The 24,766-nt window shown below is 46.0% G+C and carries 24 protein-coding genes and 1 riboswitch; of the genes, 23 read left to right on the top strand and 1 reads right to left on the bottom strand.

Going from position 1 to position 24,766, the window contains the following annotated elements; all coding sequences use genetic code 11:
- The first annotated feature begins 23 nt into the window (after nucleotides 1-23).
- From NYE54_RS19405 to NYE54_RS19375, 7 genes are all read left to right on the top strand, one after another.
- On the top strand, nucleotides 24-173 hold the full coding sequence (locus tag NYE54_RS19405) for a hypothetical protein (protein ID WP_215163912.1): 150 nt from the start codon (nucleotides 24-26) through the stop codon (nucleotides 171-173).
- Nucleotides 174-316: 143 nt separating this feature from the next.
- Nucleotides 317-691 carry a VOC family protein gene (locus NYE54_RS19400; RefSeq protein ID WP_339265477.1) on the top strand — a complete coding sequence of 125 codons (375 nt, stop codon included), beginning with the start codon at nucleotides 317-319 and terminating at the stop codon, nucleotides 689-691.
- A 33-nt stretch (nucleotides 692-724) separates the two neighbouring features.
- A complete protein-coding gene (locus NYE54_RS19395) occupies nucleotides 725-994 on the top strand; it encodes a histidine phosphatase family protein (protein ID WP_256720460.1) in 270 nt (89 codons plus the stop codon).
- 38 nt (nucleotides 995-1,032) lie between these two features.
- The gene (locus tag NYE54_RS19390) at nucleotides 1,033-1,176 is read left to right on the top strand and encodes a hypothetical protein (protein WP_339265475.1); all 144 of its coding nucleotides are present in this window, start codon (nucleotides 1,033-1,035) and stop codon (nucleotides 1,174-1,176) included.
- Between the two features lie 180 nt (nucleotides 1,177-1,356).
- Nucleotides 1,357-3,573, top strand: a complete 2,217-nt coding sequence (locus NYE54_RS19385; protein WP_339265473.1) for a stalk domain-containing protein — start codon at nucleotides 1,357-1,359, stop codon at nucleotides 3,571-3,573.
- Nucleotides 3,574-3,802: 229 nt separating this feature from the next.
- A complete protein-coding gene (gene catA, locus NYE54_RS19380) occupies nucleotides 3,803-4,453 on the top strand; it encodes a type A chloramphenicol O-acetyltransferase (RefSeq protein ID WP_339265471.1) in 651 nt (216 codons plus the stop codon).
- 227 nt (nucleotides 4,454-4,680) lie between these two features.
- Nucleotides 4,681-5,010 (top strand): four-helix bundle copper-binding protein, encoded by a 330-nt coding sequence (locus NYE54_RS19375; RefSeq protein ID WP_339265469.1) that lies wholly within the window; start codon nucleotides 4,681-4,683, stop codon nucleotides 5,008-5,010.
- A gap of 1,913 nt (nucleotides 5,011-6,923) precedes the next feature.
- Here the strand turns inward: NYE54_RS19375 and NYE54_RS19370 are convergent.
- The gene (locus NYE54_RS19370; protein WP_339265467.1) at nucleotides 6,924-8,129 is read right to left on the bottom strand and encodes an MFS transporter; all 1,206 of its coding nucleotides are present in this window, start codon (nucleotides 8,127-8,129) and stop codon (nucleotides 6,924-6,926) included.
- A gap of 131 nt (nucleotides 8,130-8,260) precedes the next feature.
- Here NYE54_RS19370 and NYE54_RS19365 point away from each other — a divergent pair, with 131 nt between their 5' ends.
- From NYE54_RS19365 to NYE54_RS19290, 16 genes are all read left to right on the top strand, one after another.
- Complete coding sequence (locus NYE54_RS19365) at nucleotides 8,261-9,499, top strand: aminotransferase class I/II-fold pyridoxal phosphate-dependent enzyme (protein ID WP_339265465.1); 1,239 nt, start codon at nucleotides 8,261-8,263, stop codon at nucleotides 9,497-9,499.
- Nucleotides 9,499-9,939: a hypothetical protein gene (locus NYE54_RS19360; protein ID WP_339265463.1), complete on the top strand. Its 441-nt coding sequence runs from the start codon at nucleotides 9,499-9,501 to the stop codon at nucleotides 9,937-9,939. Before NYE54_RS19365 ends, NYE54_RS19360 begins: the two co-directional genes overlap by 1 nt.
- 60 nt (nucleotides 9,940-9,999) lie before the next feature.
- The gene (locus NYE54_RS19355; RefSeq protein WP_339265461.1) at nucleotides 10,000-10,821 is read left to right on the top strand and encodes a helix-turn-helix transcriptional regulator; all 822 of its coding nucleotides are present in this window, start codon (nucleotides 10,000-10,002) and stop codon (nucleotides 10,819-10,821) included.
- Between the two features lie 117 nt (nucleotides 10,822-10,938).
- A complete protein-coding gene (locus NYE54_RS19350) occupies nucleotides 10,939-11,364 on the top strand; it encodes a VOC family protein (RefSeq protein ID WP_339265460.1) in 426 nt (141 codons plus the stop codon).
- 33 nt (nucleotides 11,365-11,397) lie between these two features.
- Nucleotides 11,398-11,497: riboswitch (purine riboswitch) on the top strand.
- Nucleotides 11,498-11,564: 67 nt separating this feature from the next.
- Nucleotides 11,565-12,728, top strand: a complete 1,164-nt coding sequence (locus NYE54_RS19345; protein ID WP_339265459.1) for an MFS transporter — start codon at nucleotides 11,565-11,567, stop codon at nucleotides 12,726-12,728.
- Nucleotides 12,729-13,189: 461 nt separating this feature from the next.
- On the top strand, nucleotides 13,190-13,663 hold the full coding sequence (locus NYE54_RS19340; protein ID WP_339265457.1) for a MarR family transcriptional regulator: 474 nt from the start codon (nucleotides 13,190-13,192) through the stop codon (nucleotides 13,661-13,663).
- 73 nt (nucleotides 13,664-13,736) lie between these two features.
- A complete protein-coding gene (locus NYE54_RS19335) occupies nucleotides 13,737-14,327 on the top strand; it encodes a nitroreductase family protein (RefSeq protein ID WP_339265455.1) in 591 nt (196 codons plus the stop codon).
- Complete coding sequence (locus NYE54_RS19330; RefSeq protein ID WP_339265454.1) at nucleotides 14,317-14,763, top strand: nitroreductase family protein; 447 nt, start codon at nucleotides 14,317-14,319, stop codon at nucleotides 14,761-14,763. Before NYE54_RS19335 ends, NYE54_RS19330 begins: the two co-directional genes overlap by 11 nt.
- Before the next feature lie 229 nt (nucleotides 14,764-14,992).
- Nucleotides 14,993-15,910, top strand: coding sequence for an HPr(Ser) kinase/phosphatase (gene hprK, locus NYE54_RS19325; RefSeq protein ID WP_076321691.1), 918 nt, complete (start codon nucleotides 14,993-14,995; stop codon nucleotides 15,908-15,910).
- A 160-nt stretch (nucleotides 15,911-16,070) separates the two neighbouring features.
- Complete coding sequence (locus tag NYE54_RS19320) at nucleotides 16,071-16,865, top strand: DUF2935 domain-containing protein (protein WP_339265451.1); 795 nt, start codon at nucleotides 16,071-16,073, stop codon at nucleotides 16,863-16,865.
- A 276-nt stretch (nucleotides 16,866-17,141) separates the two neighbouring features.
- A complete protein-coding gene (locus NYE54_RS19315) occupies nucleotides 17,142-17,528 on the top strand; it encodes a YkvA family protein (protein WP_339265450.1) in 387 nt (128 codons plus the stop codon).
- Nucleotides 17,529-17,820: 292 nt separating this feature from the next.
- On the top strand, nucleotides 17,821-19,314 hold the full coding sequence (locus NYE54_RS19310; protein WP_339265448.1) for an arylsulfatase: 1,494 nt from the start codon (nucleotides 17,821-17,823) through the stop codon (nucleotides 19,312-19,314).
- A 131-nt stretch (nucleotides 19,315-19,445) separates the two neighbouring features.
- Nucleotides 19,446-20,099, top strand: coding sequence for a SprT family zinc-dependent metalloprotease (locus tag NYE54_RS19305; RefSeq protein ID WP_339265446.1), 654 nt, complete (start codon nucleotides 19,446-19,448; stop codon nucleotides 20,097-20,099).
- A gap of 516 nt (nucleotides 20,100-20,615) precedes the next feature.
- Nucleotides 20,616-20,870: a CUE domain-containing protein gene (locus tag NYE54_RS19300; protein WP_339265444.1), complete on the top strand. Its 255-nt coding sequence runs from the start codon at nucleotides 20,616-20,618 to the stop codon at nucleotides 20,868-20,870.
- 205 nt (nucleotides 20,871-21,075) lie between these two features.
- Nucleotides 21,076-21,714, top strand: coding sequence for a L,D-transpeptidase family protein (locus NYE54_RS19295; protein ID WP_339273569.1), 639 nt, complete (start codon nucleotides 21,076-21,078; stop codon nucleotides 21,712-21,714).
- 349 nt (nucleotides 21,715-22,063) lie between these two features.
- Nucleotides 22,064-24,658 (top strand): LuxR C-terminal-related transcriptional regulator, encoded by a 2,595-nt coding sequence (locus tag NYE54_RS19290; RefSeq protein ID WP_339265442.1) that lies wholly within the window; start codon nucleotides 22,064-22,066, stop codon nucleotides 24,656-24,658.
- Nucleotides 24,659-24,766: the final 108 nt, after the last annotated feature.

Genomic DNA, 24,766 nt, shown 5'->3' with positions numbered 1-24,766 from the left:
GCAGGTTCAGAAAGGAGCGGGCTATGATCATCGGCGTTCTTATCGTGGTGCTTATCATTGAACTCATTGTGATTGAGGTCAGACTCAAAAAGAAGTTGGATAATGACGAGAGAATCATTGAGAGACTCGATCTCATGATCAAAGATATACGTGAATTAAAGAATAAACCGTAGAGTTACGATCTAGAGGAGTATGAAAAGATGGGCAATGTGGATAAATGCAATCAACTGAGCCCAACTAATTGGCTAATGTGACCGGGAATTTTAAGCGTGGAAATGAGAAGGATCATAAATAAGCTCGAACAGGAGATCGAACGATGAATAAAGGGTTTTCCCATTGCTTGCAAATTTTCCCGACGTCTAACTTCGAGAAAACCAGCGAGTTTTATGAGCGAATCGGGTTCCGTGCTGTGAACTATTTTAATGCAGCAGAACCGCATGTGTGCCTATACAAGGACTCTGTTGAGATTGTATTAACGAAGACGGAAATTGAGGTTGTTCCGAATCGAATCCGTTACGGATATGGGTATGATGCTTATTTTATTACTTATGGACAACGGGAAATCCAGCAAAAGCTTATCGATTTGGACGTGAAGATTGTCAGAGCCTTGTCGACGACGGATTATAACAATCATGAGTTTGTATTTGAGGATGTGGACGGGCGCTGGATTGCGGTTGGTAATAAGCTATAGAGCCGTAAGCGTGAAAAAAAGGGGGGATAAGACATGGTTGAGATTCTGGTCGTCAGGCATGGACAATCGGAAGCGGATATTTTGAATCGGTGTGAAGGACGGGCTGACTATGCACTAACGGATCTTGGCCAGCAGCAGGCGCGGCTCCTAGCGGAGTGGATTCATCGTGAATACACCGTGGATGCCATTTTCTCCAGCACGTTAAACCGGGCCAAGCAGACCGCGGCAGCAATAGCTGAAACGACAAAAGTCCCCGTTACCTATGACGATGATTTAATGGAGCAAAATAATGGCCTGACTTGAAAAGAGTATGCATTGTCTCCCATGGCGGGATGATCTCGATGTTATTCCGAAGCTTCTTGAATCTTCCTTATCATACGGACATTCATATCCCGACTGGCGACACAGGTGTTCATCTATGGAGATATGATCGGAGCGGGAAAAAGATGATTGCGGCTACGAATTTGCAGGAGCATCTATCGTGAAATAATATATATTTAACTCCCGCTATGGCCATCGTGCTGTTGCGGGAGTTTTCATAGGTTTTACAATGTTCTATATCATCGTAAATATTATTAACAGATCAGAGAAACTTTTTTACCAAAATTTGCGTCTAATAGTATGACCTCAATAAATATCAAAAAAGGATTAGAAGGAGTTATGGAATGAAACTGAAGAAACGATCATTGCTAACCGTATTGGCTGTTGCCCAATTAGCTGCAGCTTATCCGGCGAGCGCGGATGCAAATACCGCAGACAAGCCACAACAGTCAGTCACCCAAGAAGTGTACGAGCAAAATGCTGCGGCAACCAAAGCATTAAAATCCGGGGGTACAGACGCTGCTCAAGAAACAACCGATACTACAGAGACAACCACTCAGACAGAGACAGTGACGGAAGGGTCTCAAGTGCCGAATGAAGAAGGAACAACCGAAGTACCGGTTGAGGAAACTGGCGAAGTGAAAGATCCGGCAACAACTACGGAAGAGCCGGACAACCAGAATAACCAACAAACCGTAACAGGTAAAGAACTTATTCTATATTTTAATAGTACAAAAATGGTACAAGACGGCGTTACCTACAATGCACCACAGCCGATGCAAGTCAAAAAGGGAGTATCCTATGTTCCCATTCGTGCCCTTGTGGACCGTGTAGGCTTCAAGGTCACTTACGATAAGAAGACCAAAGAAACCGTCATTACCAAAGGAACCACTGAGCTTCGCTTCAAAACAGACAGCAGCAAGTATACCGTGAATGGCGTGACGAAAGAGATGAAGGGAACCTCCTACCAGACGAATAGCACCTTCATGGTTCCGCTGACAGCTATAACCCAAGCGCTGGATATTAAATATAAAGCGGATAATGTAGGCAAACGTGTCATCATGAATCTGGAAACCAAGCCCGTAGCCAAGTTTACGGTGGGACCTAAAGAGATTTTTGCAGGAGAAACAACAGTGACTTATACACCGCAGCTGGAGAATGTACAAGGTGAGATCATCGACGAGCGCTGGGAAGGCAAGCAGGATATTTTCGATGCACCAGGCGAATACATAGTCACTTACTCGGTTCAGGATTCTACAGGAGCGTGGAGCGAGCCTTATAGCCAAAAGATTACGGTCATTCAGCCGAATCTACCTCCTGTTGCCATGTTCGAGACCGATAAGTCCGAGTATAAAATGGGTGAGTTGATTACCTATACGAACCTAAGTACTGATGACCAGGACAAGCCTGAGGATCTGACGTACAAGTGGGAGAATAAACAGTATGCTTTCTTCACACCGGGCGTTTATACGATCAAGTTAACGGCCACCGATAAGAAGGGACTTAGTTCCACCTACGAGACGACGATTAACGTGACGAACGAAACGTTATATAAAGAAGAGGATTTCAATATGCTCTTTATCCCGGAAGGGGAGAAATTCACGTTCCTCGGTAATGTGACTTCACGTGCGAAGATCAATTATGATTTTTACGACGAGCCAAGCACCTTGATTCGTAGTAACAGTCCCGAAACCGTCAACACCGAAGGCATTGTGTACCGAGAGACGGCAGTTGGCGATATGCGCTTTATGATTCACCATGTGAACAATTTGAATAAAAATGTGAAAATGTACGTTATTGCAACAAACAAGAACAGCACTCCGGTAACGCTCAGACAAGATTACTTGGGATTTGCAGGCCCGTCGCCGATCGCAACGGCAGCAGGCAAGAAGTCTGTGCTGAACTACTTCCAATCCATGCAGGACGATTCAAAGCGAACTTCAGTAACGCTTGCACCAGGTGAACAGAAGCTGGTCATGACGGAACTGAGCGATGTTAGAATGAAGCAAGGACATGTCATCTCCCTATACTCGGATATGTACAGCGACCTGCCGATTCAGTTCGATGTTGTGATGATTGATGAGAAATCCGATCCATTGAAGGTTCTGAGCACGCTGCCGATCCTGAATCGTGATGGTGTTCACAACCGCGGAACCTATCCGGATTCGACGCGGGTCATCCGTTATTCCGAACTGGTAGGTGCAGATTCCGAACGTCTCGTACTTGGAGACAATCAGGATGACCCTAACCTGGAAGGTATGGACCCTATGGTTGGAGACATTACGCACAACACGGGTAACTTTGGTGTCTTGTATAAAATTACTTTGGATCGCGTAGCGCCGGATACCCTGATCTCGTTTAACCCACGGGGCGGTAAGTACTCGGGATATGCCATGATAAATGGAACGATTGTACCGATCTATTCCCTTGGACAGGTAGCTCCCGGCGAGCAAGCAGTCCTCTACCGTACAGGCGATTACGAACAGAAGGTTGAAATCATGCTGACGGCTGCGCCGGGAAGCAATTTGCCAGTAAACCTGCTGTTTACCCAAATGCCTTAAGTTCTTCATTAAGATTGGATGACATAGAGGCTTTACGACTTAAGCAGCTGCTTGAGGAGTGAAGCCTCTTGCTGTATCATTTATAATAATGAAACTGGGCAGAATCAGTTAAACTCGAAGATGTAACAGAAATCTGCTAATACGGAAACTTTGGAGTGATGGCGTGTGATTAGATCAGTGGATATTCCCTCCTGAAATAGAACGATTTTATTTTAGGAGGGCATAAACGATGAAATTTCATATTATAGATGTTGAACAGTGGACGAGAAAACCTTATTACGAGCATTATCGATCGAATAAATGTACCTTTAGCATTACCGTGGATATCGACATTACTCGCTTGCTGTATTCGTTAAAAGCTAATGGATTCAAGCTTTATCCTGCTTTTATTTATATGGTTACCAGGGTTGTCAATAACCGGGTCGAATTCAAAACGTCCTATAGTCCCGAAGGGGAATTGGGTTACTGGGATCGGATGACGCCAAGCTATACTTTTTTCCATAATGATGACCATACCTTCTCCTGTTTATGGACAGCATGTTCGAATGATTTCTATCGATTTCACGATCATTACGAGCAGGACATGGAGCGTTATCGGGATGCAAAAGGGATTTTCGTTAAAGAGAATCCACCGCTGAACACGTTTCCCATATCCATGATACCCTGGGCAAGCTTTAGCGGATTTAATCTAAACATTGTCAATGAAGCAGACTATCTTCTTCCTATCATAACCGGAGGAAAATATATCGAGCAGGGTGGCCGTATTCTGCTCCCAGTCTCATTGCAGGTGCACCATGCTGTGTGTGATGGTTACCATGCCAGCATGTTCTTTCAAGATTTGCAGAGTTTGGCGGATTCATGTGAAGGCTGGTTAACTTAATTCATCTCCAATTAATGTTCAACTCGACCGTATATTTACGGGTAATGTTCCATTCATGGCAATCATGAAAAATAAGAGACGACTGCTGCGCAGTCGTCTTTTCTATTCACACCAATGATCTCGACTCTATAAAATATCCTCATATTATCTTCACAAGTTTTGGTTAATTACATACAACCTTGACAAAAGGTATCCTATGAACGCTAAGACCGAAAGGAGAATGGATGATGTCACATGAACAAGTTCAACAATGTATCGAGGAATGCTTGCGCTGTATGATAGCCTGTAACCATTGTTACACCGCATGTTTGGATGAACATGATGTGGCGATGATGAAAGAATGCATTCGCTTGGACCGGCAGTGTGCGGATATTTGCGGATTTGCTGCTCAAGCGCTGTCCACGAACAGTATGTATGCCACAGAAATATGCAGGATCTGCGCCGATGTCTGTGAAGCATGTGGCAACGAGTGTAAGAAGCATGATATGAAGCACTGCCAGGAATGTGCTGAAGCATGCTTCCGATGTGCGAAAGTATGCCGGGAGATGGTTGCCTAAGTAAGGCATCCATCGAACAGTAGGACGACGCGGGAAGAACCGCTATATGCGGGAAACGTACTATTTTGGGGTACATGCTGACAGAAGAGGCCCCGCTATATACTGGAATTCGCCCGTTATGGAGAACATGAGGACAGAGGATCCGTTATTTCGCCGAAATCAACCCATTATGGAGTTCATGCGGACACAGAATCCGCTATTGCACCATAATCACGTGTTAATCCCCCAATTATCTCGCAATAGCGGATCTCATGTCCACATATTACTGCGAAATGGGTGATAACAAGGAAATAGTGGAACCAGTGTCCTCAAATATCGAAACTCGATAGACATTAACGATGCCGGGTGGCAAATCATAATGAGGGATTCGGTACACGGTTATCGCTGCTGAACTGAATAAAAATTATACGCAGAAATCGGACAAATTGGGCAGATGCAGACAGAGGATCCGCTATTTCGGCGAATTCAGCTTACTTTGGGGCACATGCGGACAGAAGAGTCCCGTCATATGCTCAAATTCGCCCAATATGGAGGACATGAGGACAGAGGATCCGTTATATCGCCGAAATCAGCCCATTATGGAGTTCATGCGGACACAGGATCCGCTATTGCACCATAATCACGGATTAATCCCCCAGTTATCTCGCAATAGCGGATCTCATGTTCACATATTGCTACGAAAAGCGTAAAACCAAGGAAATAGCGGAACCAGTGTCCTCAAATATCGCAAATCCATGGACATTAACGATGCCGGGTGGCGGATCATAATGAGGGATTCGGTACACGGTTATCGCTGTTGAACTGAATTACAGTTATACGCAGAAATAGGATGAATTAGGTATATTCGGACAGAGGATCCGCTATTTCGGCGAATTCAGCCCATTATGGAGTTCACGCGGACACAGAATCCGCTATTGCACCATAATCACGGGTTAACCCCCCAATTATCTCGCAATAGCGGATCTCATGTCCGCATATTACTGCGAAATGGGTGATAACAAGGAAATAGCGGAACCAGTGTCCTCAAATATCGAAACTCGATAGACATTAACGATGTCGGGTGGCGGATCATAATGTGGGATTCGGTACACGGCTATCGCTGCTGAAATGAATTGCAGTTATACGCAAAAATAGGATAAATTAGGTATATTCGGACAGAGGATCCGCTATTTCGGCGAAATCTTCCTAGTTTGGGGCACATGCGGACAGAAGAGTCCCGTCATATGCTCAAATTCGCCCAATATGGAGATCATGCAGACAGAGGATCTGTTATTTTGCGGAATTCAGCCTACTTTGGGGCACATGCGGACAGAAGAGTCCCGTCATATGCTCAAATTCGCCCAATATGGAAATCATGGGGACAGAGGATCTGTTATATTGCGGAAATCGGCTTACTTTGGGGCACATGCAGACAGAGTAATCTCCGCTATATACTGGAATTCTCCCAATATGGAGATCATGAGGACAGAGAATCCGTTATTTTGTCGAAATCAGCCCATTATGGAGTTCATGCGGACACGGGATCCGCTATTGCACCATAATCACGGGTTAATCCCCCAATTATCCCGCAATAACGGATCTCTTGTCCACATATTGCTACGAAAAGCGTAAAACCAATGAAATAGCGGAATCAGTGTCCTCAAATATCGCAAATCCATGGACTTTAACAATGTTGGATGGCGGAATCGTAATAAGGAAATTTGTACACGGCTAATCGGCATATAGTCGACAGTCATTCAAGCATGCCTGATAAACTGAATAACAGTAAAACAAAAAGCTTACGCCGTTACATAACGGGTAAGCTTTTTGAATTTAACGATTAATGAACGCTGATCTGGAATGTTTCCCATCCCGATACGATGGTCTGGTTGTCGACCATAGAAAAGAATGAGAAGGATTGAAAAAAGGGCGTTCTACGAAGCCTTTGCCGATGCCAGAGGCGTTAAACCCATATGCTCTTGATCCAGCTGATGGCAGCGGGAGGTAACGGCAAATGCTCCGATTGCGAACACAACGGCAGCCCAAGGCAGATATTCGAGACCAACGTTATCCACGACAAGGCTGCCCAGTAGAGAACCAACGGCGATGCCCAGATTGGATGCGACCGGCATAAGTGTAGAAGCGAAGTCCTTGGAGCCAGCTGAAGATTCATCCGCTAGGTCAATCAGGTATAATTGAACGGCGGTACTGAGCGCAAAGGAGAAGCAGGCGACCAGCATTAACGACATTAAGGCCATCCACGGGAGTGATAGGGTAAGAGCAAGCGCCATCATAATCATCGCTTGGATGATGAAAATCACTTTCAATTTTACCCTTGAATTTCCTTGCGCTACCTTGGCCCCGAGCCAATTACTAAGAATGGTGAAGGCGCCATAGGCCAGCAGAACGGTACTGATCCATTGCTGCGGAATTCCCATTACATTCTCTAAAAGCGGCGTTATGTACGTGTATACGATAAATACAGAGCCTACGCCAAGGACCGGAATGAAGAAGGCAAGTCGTATCCGCTTGTTCTTGAACAAGGCAAATTGCTGTTTCATGGAGCTTACGCTAATGGTATTGCTCTTGGGCATGACAACCATCATCAAAACTAGCGGGATGATCCCGACCAATGATGTAACAATGAAAGCCGTTTGCCATCCGGCCATCTGGCCGATTTGCGTTCCGACAGGAACGCCAAGGACATTCGCAATCGAGAAACCTCCGATGATCCAGGCAACCGCGCCAGCCCTGCGGGAAGCGCTCATATGCTCGCTTGTTGCGGCAATGGCCAGCGATAAAGTTAATCCGCACAAAATCGCGGTGATGATGCGAATGAATAACATGACGGGGTACGTGGTGGCAAAGATGGTCAAATAATTAAACAATAACACCGCAATATACGCTGTCAGAATGGTAACATGCCGAGGAATACGTCCGAGCAGCGTGACCGCAAACGGCGTTCCGATGGCGTAAGCAATAGCGAAGCTGGATACGAGGACACCGGCTGCAGCAAGCGAAATGCTGAGACTTACACTGATGTCTTTTAATAATCCAACAATGACGTATTCGGTAGTACCAAGTACAAAGGCTGCAAAAGTAAAGGCGATAATAAAGATGGTCTCTCGTGTTCTGGTCATGGTTGTCTCTTCTCCTGAATTCTCTTTTTGTATGCTTCGATCTTACGTTATGAAAGGCTTTTCAAGTCAAGCCTGAGATGAGGATTTTAAAGCGATGCACCTCCAGCTTCATGCTATAATGTAGGGAAAAAGTGGAGTGGGTGGATATCTTGCCGAATCAAACTTCAAAACGCACATGGCGTGCAGACAAACTATCGCAGATTGGTTCTTCCATATTCGCCGAGGTCAGCGAGTGGAAACAAGAGGCTCTTCATGAGGGAAGAGATATTATCGACTTGAGCATCGGCAGCCCTGACCGTGGTCCTTCTGCGGATATCCGTGAGGTGCTTAGCCAAGAAGCGCTGAAAGAAGATAACTATACATATCCAGGTACTAGAGGAATCGCGGAATTTCGAGAACAGTCAGCGGCTTGGATGGAATACCGTTTTGGTGTAAATGTCAATCCCGATACCGAAATACTCGCCTTGATGGGATCTCAGGATGGATTATCGCATCTGGCTCAGGCCATATGTAATCCGGGAGATGTGGCCATTGTACCGAATCCGGGTTACCCAATCTATGCCGGAGCGCTTGCGATTGCAGGCGTTAGGCCTTGGTATCTTCCGCTGAAGGAAGAGTTTGGATTTGTTCCGGATCTGGACAGCATTCCGGAGGAGGTTTGGGCGAAAGCGACATTCATTCTGTTGAATTTTCCGGGGAATCCGATTGCGGTCCGGGCAGATTATGCTTTTTTCGAAAAATTGGTCGGGTTGGCAAAACAATGGGACGTACTGATCGTTCATGATCTTGCATATTCCGAAATGGGTTTTGACGGCTATCGCCCCATGAGTATTCTGCAGGTTCCCGGCGCGATCGACATCGCAGTAGAATTTCACTCCTTCTCAAAGAGCTTTAACATGGCAGGCTGTCGCATCGGCTTTCTTGCCGGTCATGAGGAAGCAGTGGGCGCGCTGCGGGAGTACAAAAGCAATATTGATTTTGGTGTATTCAAGCCTGTACAAATTGCGGCTGTCCATGCACTGCGTCAAGCCATGGCATCTGGCCATGAGGAACAGGCTGTCGCCTCACTATATGAGCTTCGGCGTGATGTCCTCGTGGCATCACTCGCCGAAGCAGGATGGGTTGTACCTAAACCTCAGGCCACGATGTTTCTATGGGCCCGGCTCCCTGAAGCTTTTCGTGATGTTCAATGGAGCTCGCGCCGTTTCGCCCGCGAATTACTGCTTGAAACCGGCGTAGCGGTTATTCCTGGAGATGCTTTCGGTTCCGAAGGAGAGGGCTATGTGCGAATCGCGTTGGTCCAGGAAGAGCCAGCTTTGCACGAAGCGGCACATCGTATAGGGAAGTTTATTCGGGGGCTTAAGTCGTAATGAAATGGCTTGGAGTTTCCTTTGTCATGTTCCTGGGGCTGGCGCTGTTCCCACAGAGTGCGGGCGAACACATTCAACATCCTGTATCGTACATAGAGGAAGTTGAGGGCGATACAAGCCATGCTCCATATAAGGTACAATTCATAGACTTAGATAAGTACCGAAGTATCGGTGCATACGAGAATACGTTTACCACCATTCCAGATAATGGAAATAAATTAACCGTTAAGGTTCGTAATAGGAACAGCTCGGGTACAGTGATTCTGAATGTCTACCGAGGAACGGAGGAATTCGGATATATGGATGTCAAAGCCGGCAGGGAGGGCATCCGAACATTTGTCATGAATGATGGGACCGGAGTAACGGGGGATTGGAAGGTTTACACTACGACACGTGACGGTCATGTGATGAACCTTCGGGTTCAAGCAGGGCAGCATTAATCAATGCTGTAATTCAGTTGTTAGTTACTTGAGTCATTCGCTATCCAACGTTAATAAAGGGTGAACACATTGCGGAACTATGTCCCTATACAAGCTCCAACGATAGAGAATCCGTCTCCGGACTCTTCTTACACCTATCACGAATATCTGCCAAGCCCTGCATTAAGTCCTTATGTGGCCTGTTATTGGACCTTGGATTATACAGCTTCGCCACTTCAGCAGCCGCTTCATCGCATTCTTCCTGACGGTTGCGTCGATATTATATTTAATCTGAAGGTACGGGATGCTTCAACCTCCGGCTTTATTACCGGACTGATGTCATCTTATGAAGCCATGAGATTGACGCAGGATCAGGCATTGTTCGGTGTCCGCTTTTTTGCGGAGTCCGTCCGCCCATTCATACATTATCCAGCTTCCGATTTCCGTGAGGGTCCTGTGTTCTTAGAGGAAGCATGGGGGCTGGATGTGAATCAGTTGAACGAGGAAATGGTCACAGCACTGGATTCCGCCAACCGAATGGATGTGGTTGAAAGGTTTTTAATGGGCGTCTTAGGACAGAATAACGTCCGTTCCGAGCCGCTGCTGGAGCATGGCATGCAGTATTTGTACGCCGCCAAAGGGAGAATAACGGTTCGTGCCTTGGCTGATAAACTTAATTATAGCGAGAGAACCATAAGAAGAGCATTTCAGAAGGAACTCGGCGTCAGTCCGAAGGAAATGTCGGAGATCATTCGTTTTCAAAATTTGCTGCTGGAGTTGCATCAGGCCAAGCCGATCCGATTTCCTGATATTGCTGCCCAATACGGCTACTATGATCAGCCTCATTTTATTAACAACTTCAGGCGTTTATATGGCATGTCACCCGTACAGGCTTTGAAGTGATCAATGATGGAATTGTTGATGTGTAGAAGCACGTTGTCCGTTTTTTACAATCATTCAATAGAGTCATCGACGAAAATAAGTATGAGGTAACGATGATGCATAGGAGGTAATGCCATAATGAAAGCACGTATATCCGTACTTACAATCGGCGTCGATGACCTGGAGCGGTCATTGAAGTTTTACCGCGATGGACTCGGACTCCCGACCGAAGGGATCATTGGGACGGAATTTGAGCATGGGGCTGTAGCATTCTTTGAATTGCAAGCGGGCGTGAAGCTGGCGATATGGAATCGCAAAGATCTGTCAGTTGAGGCGAATGTTCCTCTGTCCCCTCCGAGTTCCTCAGAGTTTACCATCGGTCACAACGTCGGCAGTAAGGAAGAAGTGGATGAGGTGATGGAGCAAGCCAGAAGGGCGGGTGCAACGGTAACCGTGTCAGCACAAGACACATTCTGGGGGGGCTACTCCGGCCATTTTCTCGATCCGGATGGACATTTGTGGGAGATTTGCTGGAATCCTGCTTGGGAGCTTGATATTTCGTAACGGATGTGATAAATTAAACAACGATTGTTTTGCGACTGAATAAAATATTTTGAATGTATAACCTCATTAATATGGTCTGAGGGTCTCTACCAGGAACCGTAAAATCCTGATTACAGAAAATGTTTCTCATTTTTTGTAATCAGGATTTTTTTGTTGATTATAGGCAAATACGACATCGAAGAAGGGGGATTCTATTCCAGATGAATCTGAAAGTATTAATTCTAGCGATTTCGACGATATCCGTCGGGTTGGTTGAACTTATTGTTGGCGGAATATTGCCGCTCATCGCGGATGACTTGCATATCTCACTCGGCACGGCTGGGCAGCTGATTACCGTGTTCGCCCTAGTTTATGCGGTAGCAGGACCGGTTCTCCTTGCGCTTACGGCAAGAGTGGAGCGGAAACGGCTTTATATGTTTTCCTTATTTGTTTTTTTTATTGGTAACTTGCTGGCTTATGTAAGCCCGAATTTTACGATGCTATTGGCTGCTAGAATATTAACTGCCATGAGCACAGCGCTGATTATCGTGTTATCGTTGACCATTACCGCCAAGGTGGTTGAACCTGAACATCGGGCGAAAGCATTAGGCGTTATTTATATGGGAATCAGCTCATCGTTGGTGCTTGGCGTGCCGCTCGGTATTTTGATTAGTGAAGCTTTTGGATGGAGGGTACTGTTTCTCGGTATCGGCATTCTGTCGATTGGCTCCATGATCTTGATTTATATGTTTCTGGATCGGATCAAGCCTGAAAATGTCACGCCGTTATCCGTTCAGATCAAGGCGCTCGGCAAATCGAAAATCGCCGGAGCGCATCTCGCTACCTTATTCATGCTTGCAGGGCACTACACGATTTATGCATACTTCACGCCGTTTCTTGAATCCGAACTTGGGCTGAGTCCATACTGGATCAGCATCTGTTACTTCCTGTTCGGACTATCCGCAGTCGGCGGTGGGGCCTTTGGAGGCGCACTCGCCGACCGGCTGGGGTCGCATAAGAGCATTGTAATCATCATTACATCATTCATGTTGGTGCTGTTCCTATTGCCGTTCTCCACATTCTCGATCGGCGTATTTTTGGTCGTGATGATGATATGGGGTGCATTAAGCTGGAGTCTGGCCCCTCCGCTGCAGAATTACTTGATTCAAGTGGATCCGGGCTCGTCCGATATCCAGCAGAGTTTCAACAATTCCGCGCTGCAGATCGGAATTGCCCTGGGATCCGCTATCGGCGGCCTTGTGTTAGAGCAGGGAGGTACCGTATCCAGTACGTCTTGGGTAGGCGGAGGAATTGTCATGGTGTCGCTAATCTGCGCCGTTTATTCCTTAACGAGACCTGCGCTTGCATTGAAGACAAGCAAATAGTCCATTATTGCTCATTATCAAAAGACAGCTGCGATGACGCAGCTGTCTTTTTTCTCCGCTAGAAGCTCCGCTAGAAGCTCCGCTAGAAGCTCCGCTAGAAGCTCCGCTAGAAGCTCTGCTAGAAGCACAAGGCATAAACGCGTTCTGCTGGCGAAGATCCTGCTGCGTTAAAGGCTGATATGAAGAACGGACGGAATTGACATCGGATCAAAATAACCTTAAAATATAATTGTTTCATGTGAATAAATATTTCAATGTTATTTAGATTCGCTTCCCATTTTACTGATTAGTTATCTATTCAATGGAAACAATATTCTGATTTGAAGGGGGTGATATGGACTGGACAACTGAAATCATCATAACTTTCCGAGGTATAACTTCCCTGGTATGCTCATATTGTTTCTTGCGAAACTAATTTTGGTTATAATGAAAAAACAATGAGTCGAGGAGCTTGCATAATCATGAGTACGAGCAAAATAAAAAACGCTATCCATGAAAATTTCATTCAATTTCTGCAGCAAAAAGAACAATATGAGAACCGGTTAAGCAGCGCTTTTATCGAAGAGCTCCGGAAACTAATAGAGATAGAATCCACACTAAACATAACGGAACTACATACCATTGCGTGTATTGGTGAGCAAGAACCGATTAATGTTACATCCATTGCCGAAACGATGAACCTGAGCAAAGGGAACACCTCCAAGATAACCAATAAATTATTGAAGGCGGGTTGGGTTCGCAGGGCCCAGCTCAATGATAACAAAAAAGAAGTGTACTTCCGGCTAACAGCGGCCGGGAAAAGGCTTTTTGCTATTCATGATGAGCTCCATATCAAGGAGCAGCAGAGGATGATCGATTTTTTGGACAGATATAGCGAATCCGAGCTTGAACTTATGAAGCGATTATTTGGAGATTTGGTTGACTTTTATCATTAAGAATATGTTCGCCGATGCGATACTTGTAATCTTGAAGGGTTATTCAAGCGAGCAATGGCTGGGGGTTGAATGCATGAATTTCGTGAAGACGATCAGAGAACGAAGAAGCATCCGCAAGTTTAACTCCATTCCCGTGGACCAGGAGCTGGTGATCGAATTACTCTACGCTGCGCGGCAGCTTTATCCGTCCACAGAGGAAGTGGCCTTCCGAAGCGTGTATGCGGGGACGGCGGATTCGAAGGAACGTTTGGCTGTCAGTATGCTGGAACCGCTGGTGAAGAACAGACTGGTCAAATGGCTGCCGGAAAAGGTTCGGGATTTCGTTCGGAAGAGGGTCACCGATATACCTGGCCATCTTATCATCATTGCCTCTACGGATGCGGACAGAAGGAAAAGAGATATGAATTATGCAGCGGTCTGCGGGATCATGCAAAATTTTCAGCTTCTTGCCTGGCAACGTCGGCTCGGTACGCTGTGGGATACAGAACCGATGATGCAGAGCAAAGAATTATTCGAGCTGTTGAAGCTGCAGCCTAATGAGAGGCTGGTTGGTATTTTTCATCTCGGATACTTCGATAAGGCTCCAAGAGGCAGAGCACGTACACAAGCTGAAAAGAAATGGACAATGATATCGAGTCGAGGGGGGCCATTTGATGAGTTATAGCGCTAAACCTGTTTCCGAAAATCATATTCTGGAATTGTTAAATGTTGCTGTATGGGCTCCTAATGACGGAATGCGGGAACCTTGGCGGTTTATATTTATTGGCTCCGGTAATACAGGCATGCTATCTGAATTGCAGGACCAGGCTTCGGCCTATCTGATATTGGTTATTAAGGAAGATCATGATCCTCATAAGATAGAAGAAGATTACGGAGCTGCAAGCTGCCTCATACAGAATTTCCGTCTGCTCGCTCAGGATCACATGCTCCATGTGCGAATGACGATGAATGACTGGATTTATGATAGAGCTTCCACCCGTCGATTTGGTGTTCAGGATGGCGAACGGATCGTTGCCGTTCTGGAAATGGGATATCATGAACAATCCATGGAGCCTGTGAAGGTGGAGAGCACACCGGACCTTACCTTTGAGTTGTTGTAGATGGATGCCATGCAAGCCTACGATAATGATCACATTATATACTCACAAGAGTCGCCAAATAGGCGACTTTTTTTGATGTAAACTCATGTTTGGAGGCAGTCATGGTCGTCCTGGATCTAAATTAGCCGGAAGGGTGGGTGTCTCGTAAATGGAGACAAAGAGGCAGGAAAATACCTGTTGTTCGTTGAATATATCGGAATACATACTGCAACCGCAGGAGGAGAACAACATGAAGTCGATCACCGTTCAAAGTCTTACGGAAATTTTTCATTTGGAAGTACTTGCAGGAGCCAATCGCATGGATCGTATGATTACCCGTCCACAGACGCATAGGCCCGGGCTGGAGTTTGTCGGGTATTTCGATTTTTTTCCTATGGAGCGAGTGCAGGTGCTTGGTCGCAAAGAAATCAACTATTTATTGACGCTTAGCATAGAAGAACGCAAGTTACATATCGGGAATATCGTCAAATATCATCCGCCGTGCTTTATTGTTACGTCAGGACAGCAGGAGATTCCTTATCTGACGCTATTCTGTAATCAGGAAGGCATACCATTATTGCGGACGACAGAGACAACAACGGAATTTATCGCTAAGTTAGACAGCTATTTGGTGAAGACACTGGCACCGGAGATGTCGATCCATGCGGTATGTGTGAATGTATCGGGCATAGGAATCCTGCTTCGGGGTAAATCCGGGATTGGCAAAAGTGAGACAGCCCACACCTTGATCAGACGTGGTCACCGGTTTGTGGCTGACGACATTGTGGTGCTTAAAAAGCTGGGCCCTTCGACACTTCTTGGCACACATAATGAGACAACACGCGAGTTTCTGGCGCTACGCAGCATCGGCTTAATTAATGTCGTTCGTCAATACGGACGCACGGCGTTCCAGGACGAGACGCGAATTGTGCTCGATATTGAGCTGTCGCCTTGGCGGGAAAATTCCCTAAACAACGAGCTTGAGGCGGTACCTCAGTTTACAGAGTATTTAGGCATTCAAATTCCGCATATCGAGGTTCAGCTTCAACCGGGACGCGACGTTGCCAGTCTGATCGAGGCGGCGGCCAACAATTGGTATCTTAAACAACTCGGATACAGCGCGGCTGAAGACTTTATGAAACGGATCGAAAACGAGATGCAGTCGTGAGCCGGCCTTAGACAAACAACAGAATTTTTCTTGTCCTGTTTTATGTTATGGATGATGCTCGAGTCGCGAATATTGTCTTACGATTATCCCTTCCGCGTTCTACTCGGCTGTCAGTAGCATATATTTTCTGAGAATAACGCTATTGGAAGGGGCTAGATCAATGAGTGATCCCTTGTATGAACACCGGTTTTGGTTACAGATTCTTGGCGACCACTGTCGTTTTATTTTTACTGCGCTTTCACCCAAGGAAAAAGGGGATATCGCCACAGCCGAGTCCTTAATGGCTAAATTTGATATGCTGCTAGGGGAGTCGCGGCGACCCGATGCCTCCACATTCATCGAGAAACTGACGAAGGATGCCTATAAAGCCTCTTATGAACTGCGTGAATTCAAGCTGAATTTGCTGGAACGACAGCTTGCAGGCAAAATTGACTTTCTCCTGACCCCTTCCTTTGTCAACCATATGGTCAATGAATTGGAGGAATACCTTCGGATACTACAGGCGTTACAAGAAGGTAAGGGCGTACCTCTGTTCCATCCCTTGCATTATGATATGGTGTGGCTGCAGGATGCATATGGTCATGCAGCAAGCCTAGCGGCCGATCTGGATTTTGCTGAAAAGCCGTTAATTGCAAAAAGCATGGCGTTTCAGAAAGATTTTGAAGGGTTTTATCTAAAGGCAGTAGAAATGACGGGTTATTTAAGGACCCATATAAAAGATTTCCCTGCCCTGCGCAAATTCCATGCTGATGTCGATATGGAAATGAGGGTGTTCATGCACTTTCTGGCGGAACTCGAAGAATTTGAACTGCGCGGAGAGGTGTTGGACCGGATTAATCCGCTGATGCCGGATCATATGTATCGTGAAGAGTGCTACTATTTGTCCAAGTTGGCTGCTTTGGGTGAAGTACAGAACCCGAACTGCGATCCGACAAAGCCGAGAGTCACTGGTTGAAGAGTGGTGCCCGCATGCCTTGGATTTGATCGAAAGCCTGTCACTCGATGGATGCTGATCAATAAAAAGATGGCGGTGCATCTTGAACTGACCAAGGTTGCCTCGAATAAGCAAGGTCTCCTACGAAGTCGTCATGTTGGCGACTTTTTTTGTTATATCCAAAAGGGCTAGGAGTTCGTAACGATAGCCGCCTAACTAACCAGTAGAAATCAGTTAGCTGTTGGACAGGATAGCGTGGTAATATGAAGTAAAATGCAACGTAGGAGAACGAATACGATGGATCGGATAAAGAAATGGGCTAGGATGCTAAAAAGAAAGGTCTTTTTACTTTATTTTGCTTATAAAGATAGTCGGACTCCCTGGTACGCCAAAATATTCGCCATATGTGTTGTCGCTTATGCCTTTAGTCCAATTGATTTGATTCCAGATTTTATCCCTGTACTAGGCTATCTGGATGATGTGATATTAGTCCCTCTTGGAATTGCGATCACATTGAAGATGATTCCGGAAGCCGTGGTCCAAGAGCATGAACTACAAGCCGAGGAACGGATGAAGCGCGGTAAACCGAAAAATTGGTTTGCAGGTAGTATGATTATTGTTATATGGATAGCGGCTGTGCTATGGATTTCACTTATTGCATATCGGCATGTGTTGAATCAATAGGATGCGAAAGCTTCAATGGATCAAGGAGTAGTTTGCTAGCAACGAAATGATAGGAGTCGTACGATTGCGGCTCCTTTTCACTTTTTTTAGGTGATCTCATCAACGGTTTCTTCAACAGGGACGTTAGGATTTCAACAAAAGGATATTAATGAATTCGGACGAATACTTTTAATAGAACATCTCGTTTTTGGGAAACTGCGATGACTTATTAGTCAGTGGGTGCCGTCCCGATAAAAGTGGAGTTGACCAAATTTTGAAGAATTCGCGGGGTGTAGTTGGGAGGGGGAACGTGATGAATTCAAGTCAAAACCAAGGAAGGCCTAATGTTCTACTCATTACAGTCGATCAGATGCGTTTTGATTGTCTCAGCATAGCGGGTCATCCTGTCGTTGAGACGCCCAATCTGGACGAGCTTGCGAGGACTGGTGTACGGTTTAGCCGTGCCTATTCTGCCACACCGACTTGCGTACCTGCAAGGGCAGCCATATTCACCGGCCAATCACAGCGGGCTCATGGCCGTGTCGGCTATCAAGACTGCGTGCCATGGGATTATAAGAGAACGCTGCCTGGGGAATTGGCCGGTGCCGGTTATCATACACAGTGTATCGGCAAAATGCACGTCTATCCGGCACGGAATCTGATGGGGTTCCACAATGTCATGCTTCACGACGGTTACTTGCATCACAACCGCAATTACCACAGTATTCCGATGCAGGAGCATTACGATCAAGTCGACGATTACTTGCAATGGCTCCGTGAGAGGGTGCCCGGCGCGGATATGATCGATCTCGGTCTGGATTGCAACGCATCGACCGTCGCCCGTCCTTGGCATTTGGCAGAAATGCTGCATCCGACGAATTGGGTGGTCACGCAGTCTATTGATTTTCTACGTCGCCGAGATCCCGGGAAGCCATTCTTCCTGTGGATGTCTTTCGTCAGGCCCCATCCGCCGTTCGATCCTCCGCAGGCGTATCTGGATCTGTATGAGGATGCCGATATTCCGGAGCCGCCGGTGGGTGACTGGGCGCAAACGGAAGACCCCGATCTGGCTGGGTACTCTCCTACCACAGGGAGGGGACTGGTACCGAAACGCCGCTTGCGTAAAGCGATGGCTGCCTATTACGCCCTGATCACGCATAGCGATCACCAAATTGGCCGCTTCTTGCAATCGTTGAATGAATACGGCGAGCTGCAGAACACAGTCATCCTGTTTACATCAGACCACGGGGAGCTGCTTGGAGACCATCACTTATTCCGGAAGTCTCTTCCGTATGAAGGAAGCACCCATGTACCATTTATCGTCAATGATCCGGGCAACCGATTAGGCTTGCAGCGCGGCATGGTGTCGGATCAAGTGGTGGAGATGCGGGATATCATGCCTTCGCTGCTGGAAGCGGCTGGCGTGCCAATACCGGATACAGTCGAAGGAGAAAGCATCTGGAGACTTGCCTCAGCAGAAGAGAAAGAAGGGCAAAGCGTTCGGTCTTGGCGCCACCATCTGCATGGCGAGCACGCACAAGGAATGCAGTCGAATCACTGGGTGACTGATGGGAAGGAGAAGTACATCTGGTTCTCCCAAACGGGTGAGGAGCAATTCTTTGACCTGATTGATGACCCGCAAGAACTGCATAATGCAATTGCGGATGAAGAACGCCAAGAACGTATCCGATATTGGCGCTCTGTTCTCATACAGGAGCTTGATGGTCGTGAGGAGGGCTATACGGATGGGCAACAACTGATCACAGGCCGGAAACCATCAGCAACATTATCCCATATTAAAATATAGCTGCATTTTTTTGAGTGTGCTTTATTCGAGCCCATAAAACACGCAACAGGTTGAATCTTACCACAAATAGAGGAGGATTCGGTTCCATTCTGTTACAATGAAGATAAAATCTTTTAGAAACGAAGTTGAATATGAAAATTGAACTAGGACAACAACAAATAGAATGTCATGTAGAATATGGCCCACGCAAAAAGATCTCAATCCAAATTGATCCCTCAGGGCTTGTTACGGTGAAGGCACCGAATCATACAGGTGATGATGTGGTGCTGAACGCTGTGAGGCAGTATGGGGATAAAATTTTGAAACAGCTGCAAGCGATTGAGGAAGCTCGAACTGCTCCGAAGGTCAGAGCATACGAAGAGAGTGGCAAATTCCTTCATCTTGGCAAATATTATTCGCTTGATGAGTTAATCGAAACGCATGGGCTTACGGAAGAAGCGCTCCAGCATGAACTGAAGAAGTTTTACTTCGCCAGCTGTAAGAAGGTGATCGGGGAACGGATAAAGATCTATCAGAAGCAGTTGAAAGTTACGCCTAAATCCTTCACCGTTGAAGAATCGCGAACGAAGTGGGGCAGCTGCAGCTCGACTAAGCATCTTACCTTCAATTACCGTCTCGCGATGGCACCTCTTGAGGTCATTGACTATGTGGTCATTCATGAGCTCTGTCATCTCATTCACATGAATCATGATCGCTCCTTCTGGCGACTCGTTGGTAGCATGATGAAGGATTACAAAGCGAAGGAAGCGTTCCTTGCGAAGTATGGACACGCCATGACTTTATAATACGCTGGAGAAGAATGTGAACAGAAGCAGTTAGCATGAACGTAAACAAGTAACTGAGAATATTCCCAAACCGGTACGAATTATGATCGAAAATAAACACATATGCATGCTTAAGCCGCCAATTGGTGGCTTTTTTTCTTATCCAATATCGAAGCGTGGGCGGTTTGATTACAGACTTTATAATGCATCCCGCACACTGGAGAAACTTGAGTGCCAAAAAAGAACCGAACTTAGGTTGGTTATGAATCGAAGGCGCCCTTATAGGCCTGAACCAGAAACGCTCTCAGTTGTTCCTGACCAATTCCTGGATCAGGTGGCTTGTGAAGAAATCATAAGGGAGAGTGACGTTTATGATATCTTCACAGCTTCAACACATTTAATATGTATGATAAAGGAAGAGTCATTACTGACCCGAATATCAGTAGGAACATGCGAGCTATGAAGGTTATTTTATTAATCATCCTAAGCAAGATTGAATCTTACTGGGCATGAAGGTCTTGAAAGGAGGTGAACATCATGAACTCCAAGTTCATCGCGATAGTAGGTGCTGCTGTTTTGACACTTGGCATCGGAACTGCGGTCTATGCTTCGGAAGTAGCTCCAAGTAACTTTAAAGACATGATTCCATTCATGAAAGAAATGCATCCCAATCTCAGCGATTCCGATTTAGAGCAAATGTACAATAATTGTCACGGAAACTCGAACACCCAAGGCATGATGCAAAATAACTCTATGATGCCAACAGTAAATTCAGGCTCAATTTATAATTGATTTGAACCAGTAAAAAAGACTGTCTATGAACAGTCTTTTTTTTGTTTAGATATTTTTTGTTTTGTCATAGAAGGAGGAAAATCAATAAAAATGAACTGTATAAAATGACGTGATTGATTAAATATTAAAGATGTTTGATCAATATGAAAATAACTTAACTTGGTGAAAATACATGATACCAACTAATCAAAAATTAATTCTAATCATGTTGGCAATCCTAGGAGTATTTCATTTAACTACTCCTGTCTTGCCGATTATACATGATCAAAGCGATCTTGAGATTGCAATTTACCCCGAACGTCACAAATTACTTGTACGAGAACATGGGCAAGTAATTAAGACCTACTCTGTAGCTGTTGGCAATCCGTCAACTCCGACTCCAGTGGGAGATTTTAAAGTTGAATATAAAGGAACGAATTGGGGACCCTCATTTGGCCCACGTTGGATAGGATTAAATGTACCGTGGGGGAATTTTGGAATTCACGGTACGAATAAGCCCTATTCAATTGGTCAACACCTTAGCCATGGTTGTATCCGGATGCATAATAAGGATGTTATTGAACTGTACGAATTAATTCCGATTGGAACCAAAGTAACGATATACGGTCATGTACTTGGAGACACAAATCAAAATCCGAGGGATTTAGCTGAAGGGGATGTTGGTGGAGATGTGCAGCTTATTCAATCTCGGCTAAAAAGTGCAGGATATTACAATGGGGAATGTGACGGGAAGTTCCGCTTCAGTACAACCGAGTCACTTAAGAAATATCAGAGGGATCATCACCTTATTCCAAATGGTGTTGTTTCTCGAAAGGTATATGAAGAGTTTGGTTTGATTGAATAGATGAGAAACCAAGGCAAACAGCCCTCATTCTGCTTAAGCAAAATGGGGGCTGTTTGTTGGCGGCAGAAACGGATTCACGCGACCTACACAAAGATCAACCCATTCATAATCGTCCATGCTGCTTTACTCAGATGGCATATTGAGTGATTTCCAAGTATCGACTCTATTAAGAAAACGAGTTGTTCCCAAAATACAGGTGCAAAAGTTCTTAAACTAAGATAATCTGAATTTTAGATATCCTTCATTTTATAAAACATGTCACACATATACTTGGTTATCCCCTGATTCTGGAAATTTTTATTGACAAAACCTAAGAAACGGCCCATAGAGGCTAACGAAAAGAGGCTGCATGATACAAGAGAGAGAGGAAAGCCATTTCTTGCTTTCAACTAAATTGAAACTGCCCCAGCCCCTTTATCAATCGGTCCCGCGTCCCCGGCTGCTTGCGCGATTGAATGCGGGACTAAACCGCAGGGCGACATTCGTGACGGCTCCTGCCGGATACGGTAAAACGACACTGGTCAGTGATTGGGCCAGACAACTGGACCTACCCGTCGGGTGGTTATCGCTGGATGACAAGGATAATGACCTCATCCGATTTTGGAACTACTTCATGAAAGCGATCGAACAGGCAATCGGCAGGTTGTCAGACTCCGTTCGTGCCGCGAACGCAATGCTAAGCCCGGGCCAATACGAGCCATTTATGGTTGCTCTGTTAAATGAATTGAACAGCCTGAATGAGCCGATTATTCTGATATTGGATGACTGGCATGTCATACATAATACGGATATCCAGGCGTCCGTTTCTTATTTTCTGGAGTATTTGCCTTCCTACGTGCATCTTTGTTTCTCAAGTCGAAGCATCCATGGATTTCTGAAGTCGAGATGGATTAGTCGGGACTGGATCCAGGAAATCCATACCCAGCAGCTGTGTTTCAATTTGGAGGAGACGGTGAATTTCTTCCAAAACGTTGAGAAGAGGGAGCTGCAGAGAGAGCAGATTGAACGAATCCAATTTCAAACCGAGGGCTGGGTGACAGGACTTAGGCTGATCTCGTTGTCTATTCATGATGATGAGTGGATGGGAGCTTTCAAGTACGTACATTCCAACCCGGAACGCGTCGAGCTATATTTATACGAGGAAGTGTTTGAATCGTTGGACGAGCCAACAAGGCAATTTCTGTTGAACGTCTCGATTTTACAGCGAATGAACGGTCAGCTATGTAAGGTTGTGGCTGGCGAACATGGTGCACAGATGCTAGCGGAGCTGGATAAACGCAACATGTTCCTCATCCCGCTGGATGAGAACAGGGACTGGTTCCGATTTCACCATGTATTCGGCGAGTTTTTGCTGAAGCAGCAGCGACGCCTTGATCCTGCGAGGACAAATGTGGTCTTCCAATCGGCTGCAGCCTGGTGTGAATCGCAGGGACTGCTCGAAGAAGCGATAGATTACTACTTGGCCGGAGCCTATCATTCGGAAGCGATACGTCTGCTAGAACAGATGAGAAGTTTGATGGTCCGCAGGGAATTTTCGACCATGAAGGTGTGGTTGTCGGCGATTCCCGAGGAACTGCTTATGCAGTATCCGTACCTTTATTTTTCGTACATTTTTTCGTTATTGTGGTCCCAGGAGCTGGAGCTGTCGGAACGGTATTTACAGCTAGCAGAAAAGCATTATGCTGCTTCCTCAGCAAGCTGGAGCCCGGAAGAGAATAATCGCTATTTGGGATATTTGTATTATGTAAGGAATTTTAAAGCGACCCAATATGACATGGATATGATAAAAGGACTGGAGTATATCCATCTGTCACTTCAGCATAGTCCTAAAGGAACGGATCTGATCTTTGCATCTCCTCATATGCCACTTTCTCCTTCTATCTACAGGTCATACAATGGCAAGCGCGGCCAACATTTGCCTCGGGGCCTTTCGGATACCTTCTTTTTGAGCATGATCGAGTTCATGAAGCCAATGGACCTGCAGGATTCGGTCGTTGTTTGTTATGGAGAATTACTCTACGAACGCAACGAGCTGGAGCAGGCGGAGGCTTACTTGAAGCTGGGCTTACAAGGCACGAGTCAGGCGCATTATCAACCAGAGAAGGTATACGTTCCCGCGAGTCTTTTCATGTCACGTATCAGCAAATCCAGGCAGGACATCAGTCAAGCCGAAAAATGGTTGGAGGAAGCCTATAGAAGGGCGATTGAGGATGGCGCTAAGGAAGCCCCCATCTTGCTGGATGTCGAAATGGCTCGTCTGCGAGTGGATTCTGGAGACTTATCTGCAGCTATTGAATGGAAGGATCGCTACAAGGTCTCGTCGGATGATCCGGTATCCGTATATCAGCTATTCGTCTATATCTTCCTTGTTAGAGTATTGGTGGAGACCGGCAACACTCAGGAGGCATGGGCGTTATCTGAGAGATTGCTGCAAATTGCGGTAAAAGGCCATCGTCCGATGGACGCTTTGGAGATCCAAGTGCTCCAGGCGATGATGCTGCAGGTGAGGGATAAGCCGCAACAAGCACTGCTCAAGCTGGAAGAGGCGCTTACATTTGCGAAGCCCGATGATTATATCCGTGTGTTTGTTGATAAAGGCCATCTGGTAGCAGAGCTGCTAGCGGAATATGTCCAACATCGTCAAAAAGGGAATATTCGAGATAAAAATGCGCCTTCACTTGCCTATGTGCGGAGAATATTGTCCGCTTTCGGAGGAACAGCCGAATCTCCGGTACAAGGCAAAGCAACATTAGAAAAGCTTCTGACACCGCGAGAATATACGATATTTCGTTATATGGAGGAAGGGATGGACAATCCGGTAATCGTTGAAACGCTTGGCATCGGAATGGGGACCTTGAAGGCACATATCAATCGCATTTACAGCAAGCTGCAGGTGAAAAACCGAGTCGAGGCGATTAAAAGAGGTAAAGAGTTTCAGGGTTAAACACAGAAGTTTCAATAGCAGGCTCGCCGGATGGCGGGTCTCTTTTTAATGTGTGAACTATAACCGGGCCTATAACCAGGGTTAGATTCGAACTATCGAAAAATCCAA

Origin of the sequence: Paenibacillus sp. FSL K6-1330 (assembly GCF_037976825.1) — a bacterium.
Classification (GTDB): Bacteria; Bacillota; Bacilli; order Paenibacillales; family Paenibacillaceae; genus Paenibacillus_AQ.
This window is presented reverse-complemented; position numbering and strand designations above follow the sequence as displayed.

Bases quoted from the DNA above. Each gene is read 5' to 3' on its own strand.
- NYE54_RS19320 (WP_339265451.1), top strand. From the start codon at position 16,071: ATGAGTGATCCCTTGTATGAACACCGGTTTTGGTTACAGATTCTTGGC.
- NYE54_RS19370 (WP_339265467.1), bottom strand. From the start codon at position 8,129: ATGACCAGAACACGAGAGACCATCTTTATTATCGCCTTTACTTTTGCA.
- NYE54_RS19305 (WP_339265446.1), top strand. From the start codon at position 19,446: ATGAAAATTGAACTAGGACAACAACAAATAGAATGTCATGTAGAATAT.
- NYE54_RS19310 (WP_339265448.1), top strand. From the start codon at position 17,821: ATGAATTCAAGTCAAAACCAAGGAAGGCCTAATGTTCTACTCATTACA.
- NYE54_RS19405 (WP_215163912.1), top strand. From the start codon at position 24: ATGATCATCGGCGTTCTTATCGTGGTGCTTATCATTGAACTCATTGTG.
- NYE54_RS19350 (WP_339265460.1), top strand. From the start codon at position 10,939: ATGAAAGCACGTATATCCGTACTTACAATCGGCGTCGATGACCTGGAG.
- NYE54_RS19300 (WP_339265444.1), top strand. From the start codon at position 20,616: ATGAACTCCAAGTTCATCGCGATAGTAGGTGCTGCTGTTTTGACACTT.
- NYE54_RS19315 (WP_339265450.1), top strand. From the start codon at position 17,142: ATGGATCGGATAAAGAAATGGGCTAGGATGCTAAAAAGAAAGGTCTTT.
- NYE54_RS19345 (WP_339265459.1), top strand. From the start codon at position 11,565: ATGAATCTGAAAGTATTAATTCTAGCGATTTCGACGATATCCGTCGGG.
- NYE54_RS19390 (WP_339265475.1), top strand. From the start codon at position 1,033: ATGTTATTCCGAAGCTTCTTGAATCTTCCTTATCATACGGACATTCAT.
- NYE54_RS19340 (WP_339265457.1), top strand. From the start codon at position 13,190: ATGAGTACGAGCAAAATAAAAAACGCTATCCATGAAAATTTCATTCAA.
- NYE54_RS19400 (WP_339265477.1), top strand. From the start codon at position 317: ATGAATAAAGGGTTTTCCCATTGCTTGCAAATTTTCCCGACGTCTAAC.
- hprK (WP_076321691.1), top strand. From the start codon at position 14,993: ATGAAGTCGATCACCGTTCAAAGTCTTACGGAAATTTTTCATTTGGAA.
- NYE54_RS19335 (WP_339265455.1), top strand. From the start codon at position 13,737: ATGAATTTCGTGAAGACGATCAGAGAACGAAGAAGCATCCGCAAGTTT.
- NYE54_RS19385 (WP_339265473.1), top strand. From the start codon at position 1,357: ATGAAACTGAAGAAACGATCATTGCTAACCGTATTGGCTGTTGCCCAA.
- catA (WP_339265471.1), top strand. From the start codon at position 3,803: ATGAAATTTCATATTATAGATGTTGAACAGTGGACGAGAAAACCTTAT.
- NYE54_RS19295 (WP_339273569.1), top strand. From the start codon at position 21,076: ATGTTGGCAATCCTAGGAGTATTTCATTTAACTACTCCTGTCTTGCCG.
- NYE54_RS19360 (WP_339265463.1), top strand. From the start codon at position 9,499: ATGAAATGGCTTGGAGTTTCCTTTGTCATGTTCCTGGGGCTGGCGCTG.
- NYE54_RS19330 (WP_339265454.1), top strand. From the start codon at position 14,317: ATGAGTTATAGCGCTAAACCTGTTTCCGAAAATCATATTCTGGAATTG.
- NYE54_RS19290 (WP_339265442.1), top strand. From the start codon at position 22,064: ATGATACAAGAGAGAGAGGAAAGCCATTTCTTGCTTTCAACTAAATTG.
- NYE54_RS19395 (WP_256720460.1), top strand. From the start codon at position 725: ATGGTTGAGATTCTGGTCGTCAGGCATGGACAATCGGAAGCGGATATT.
- NYE54_RS19375 (WP_339265469.1), top strand. From the start codon at position 4,681: ATGTCACATGAACAAGTTCAACAATGTATCGAGGAATGCTTGCGCTGT.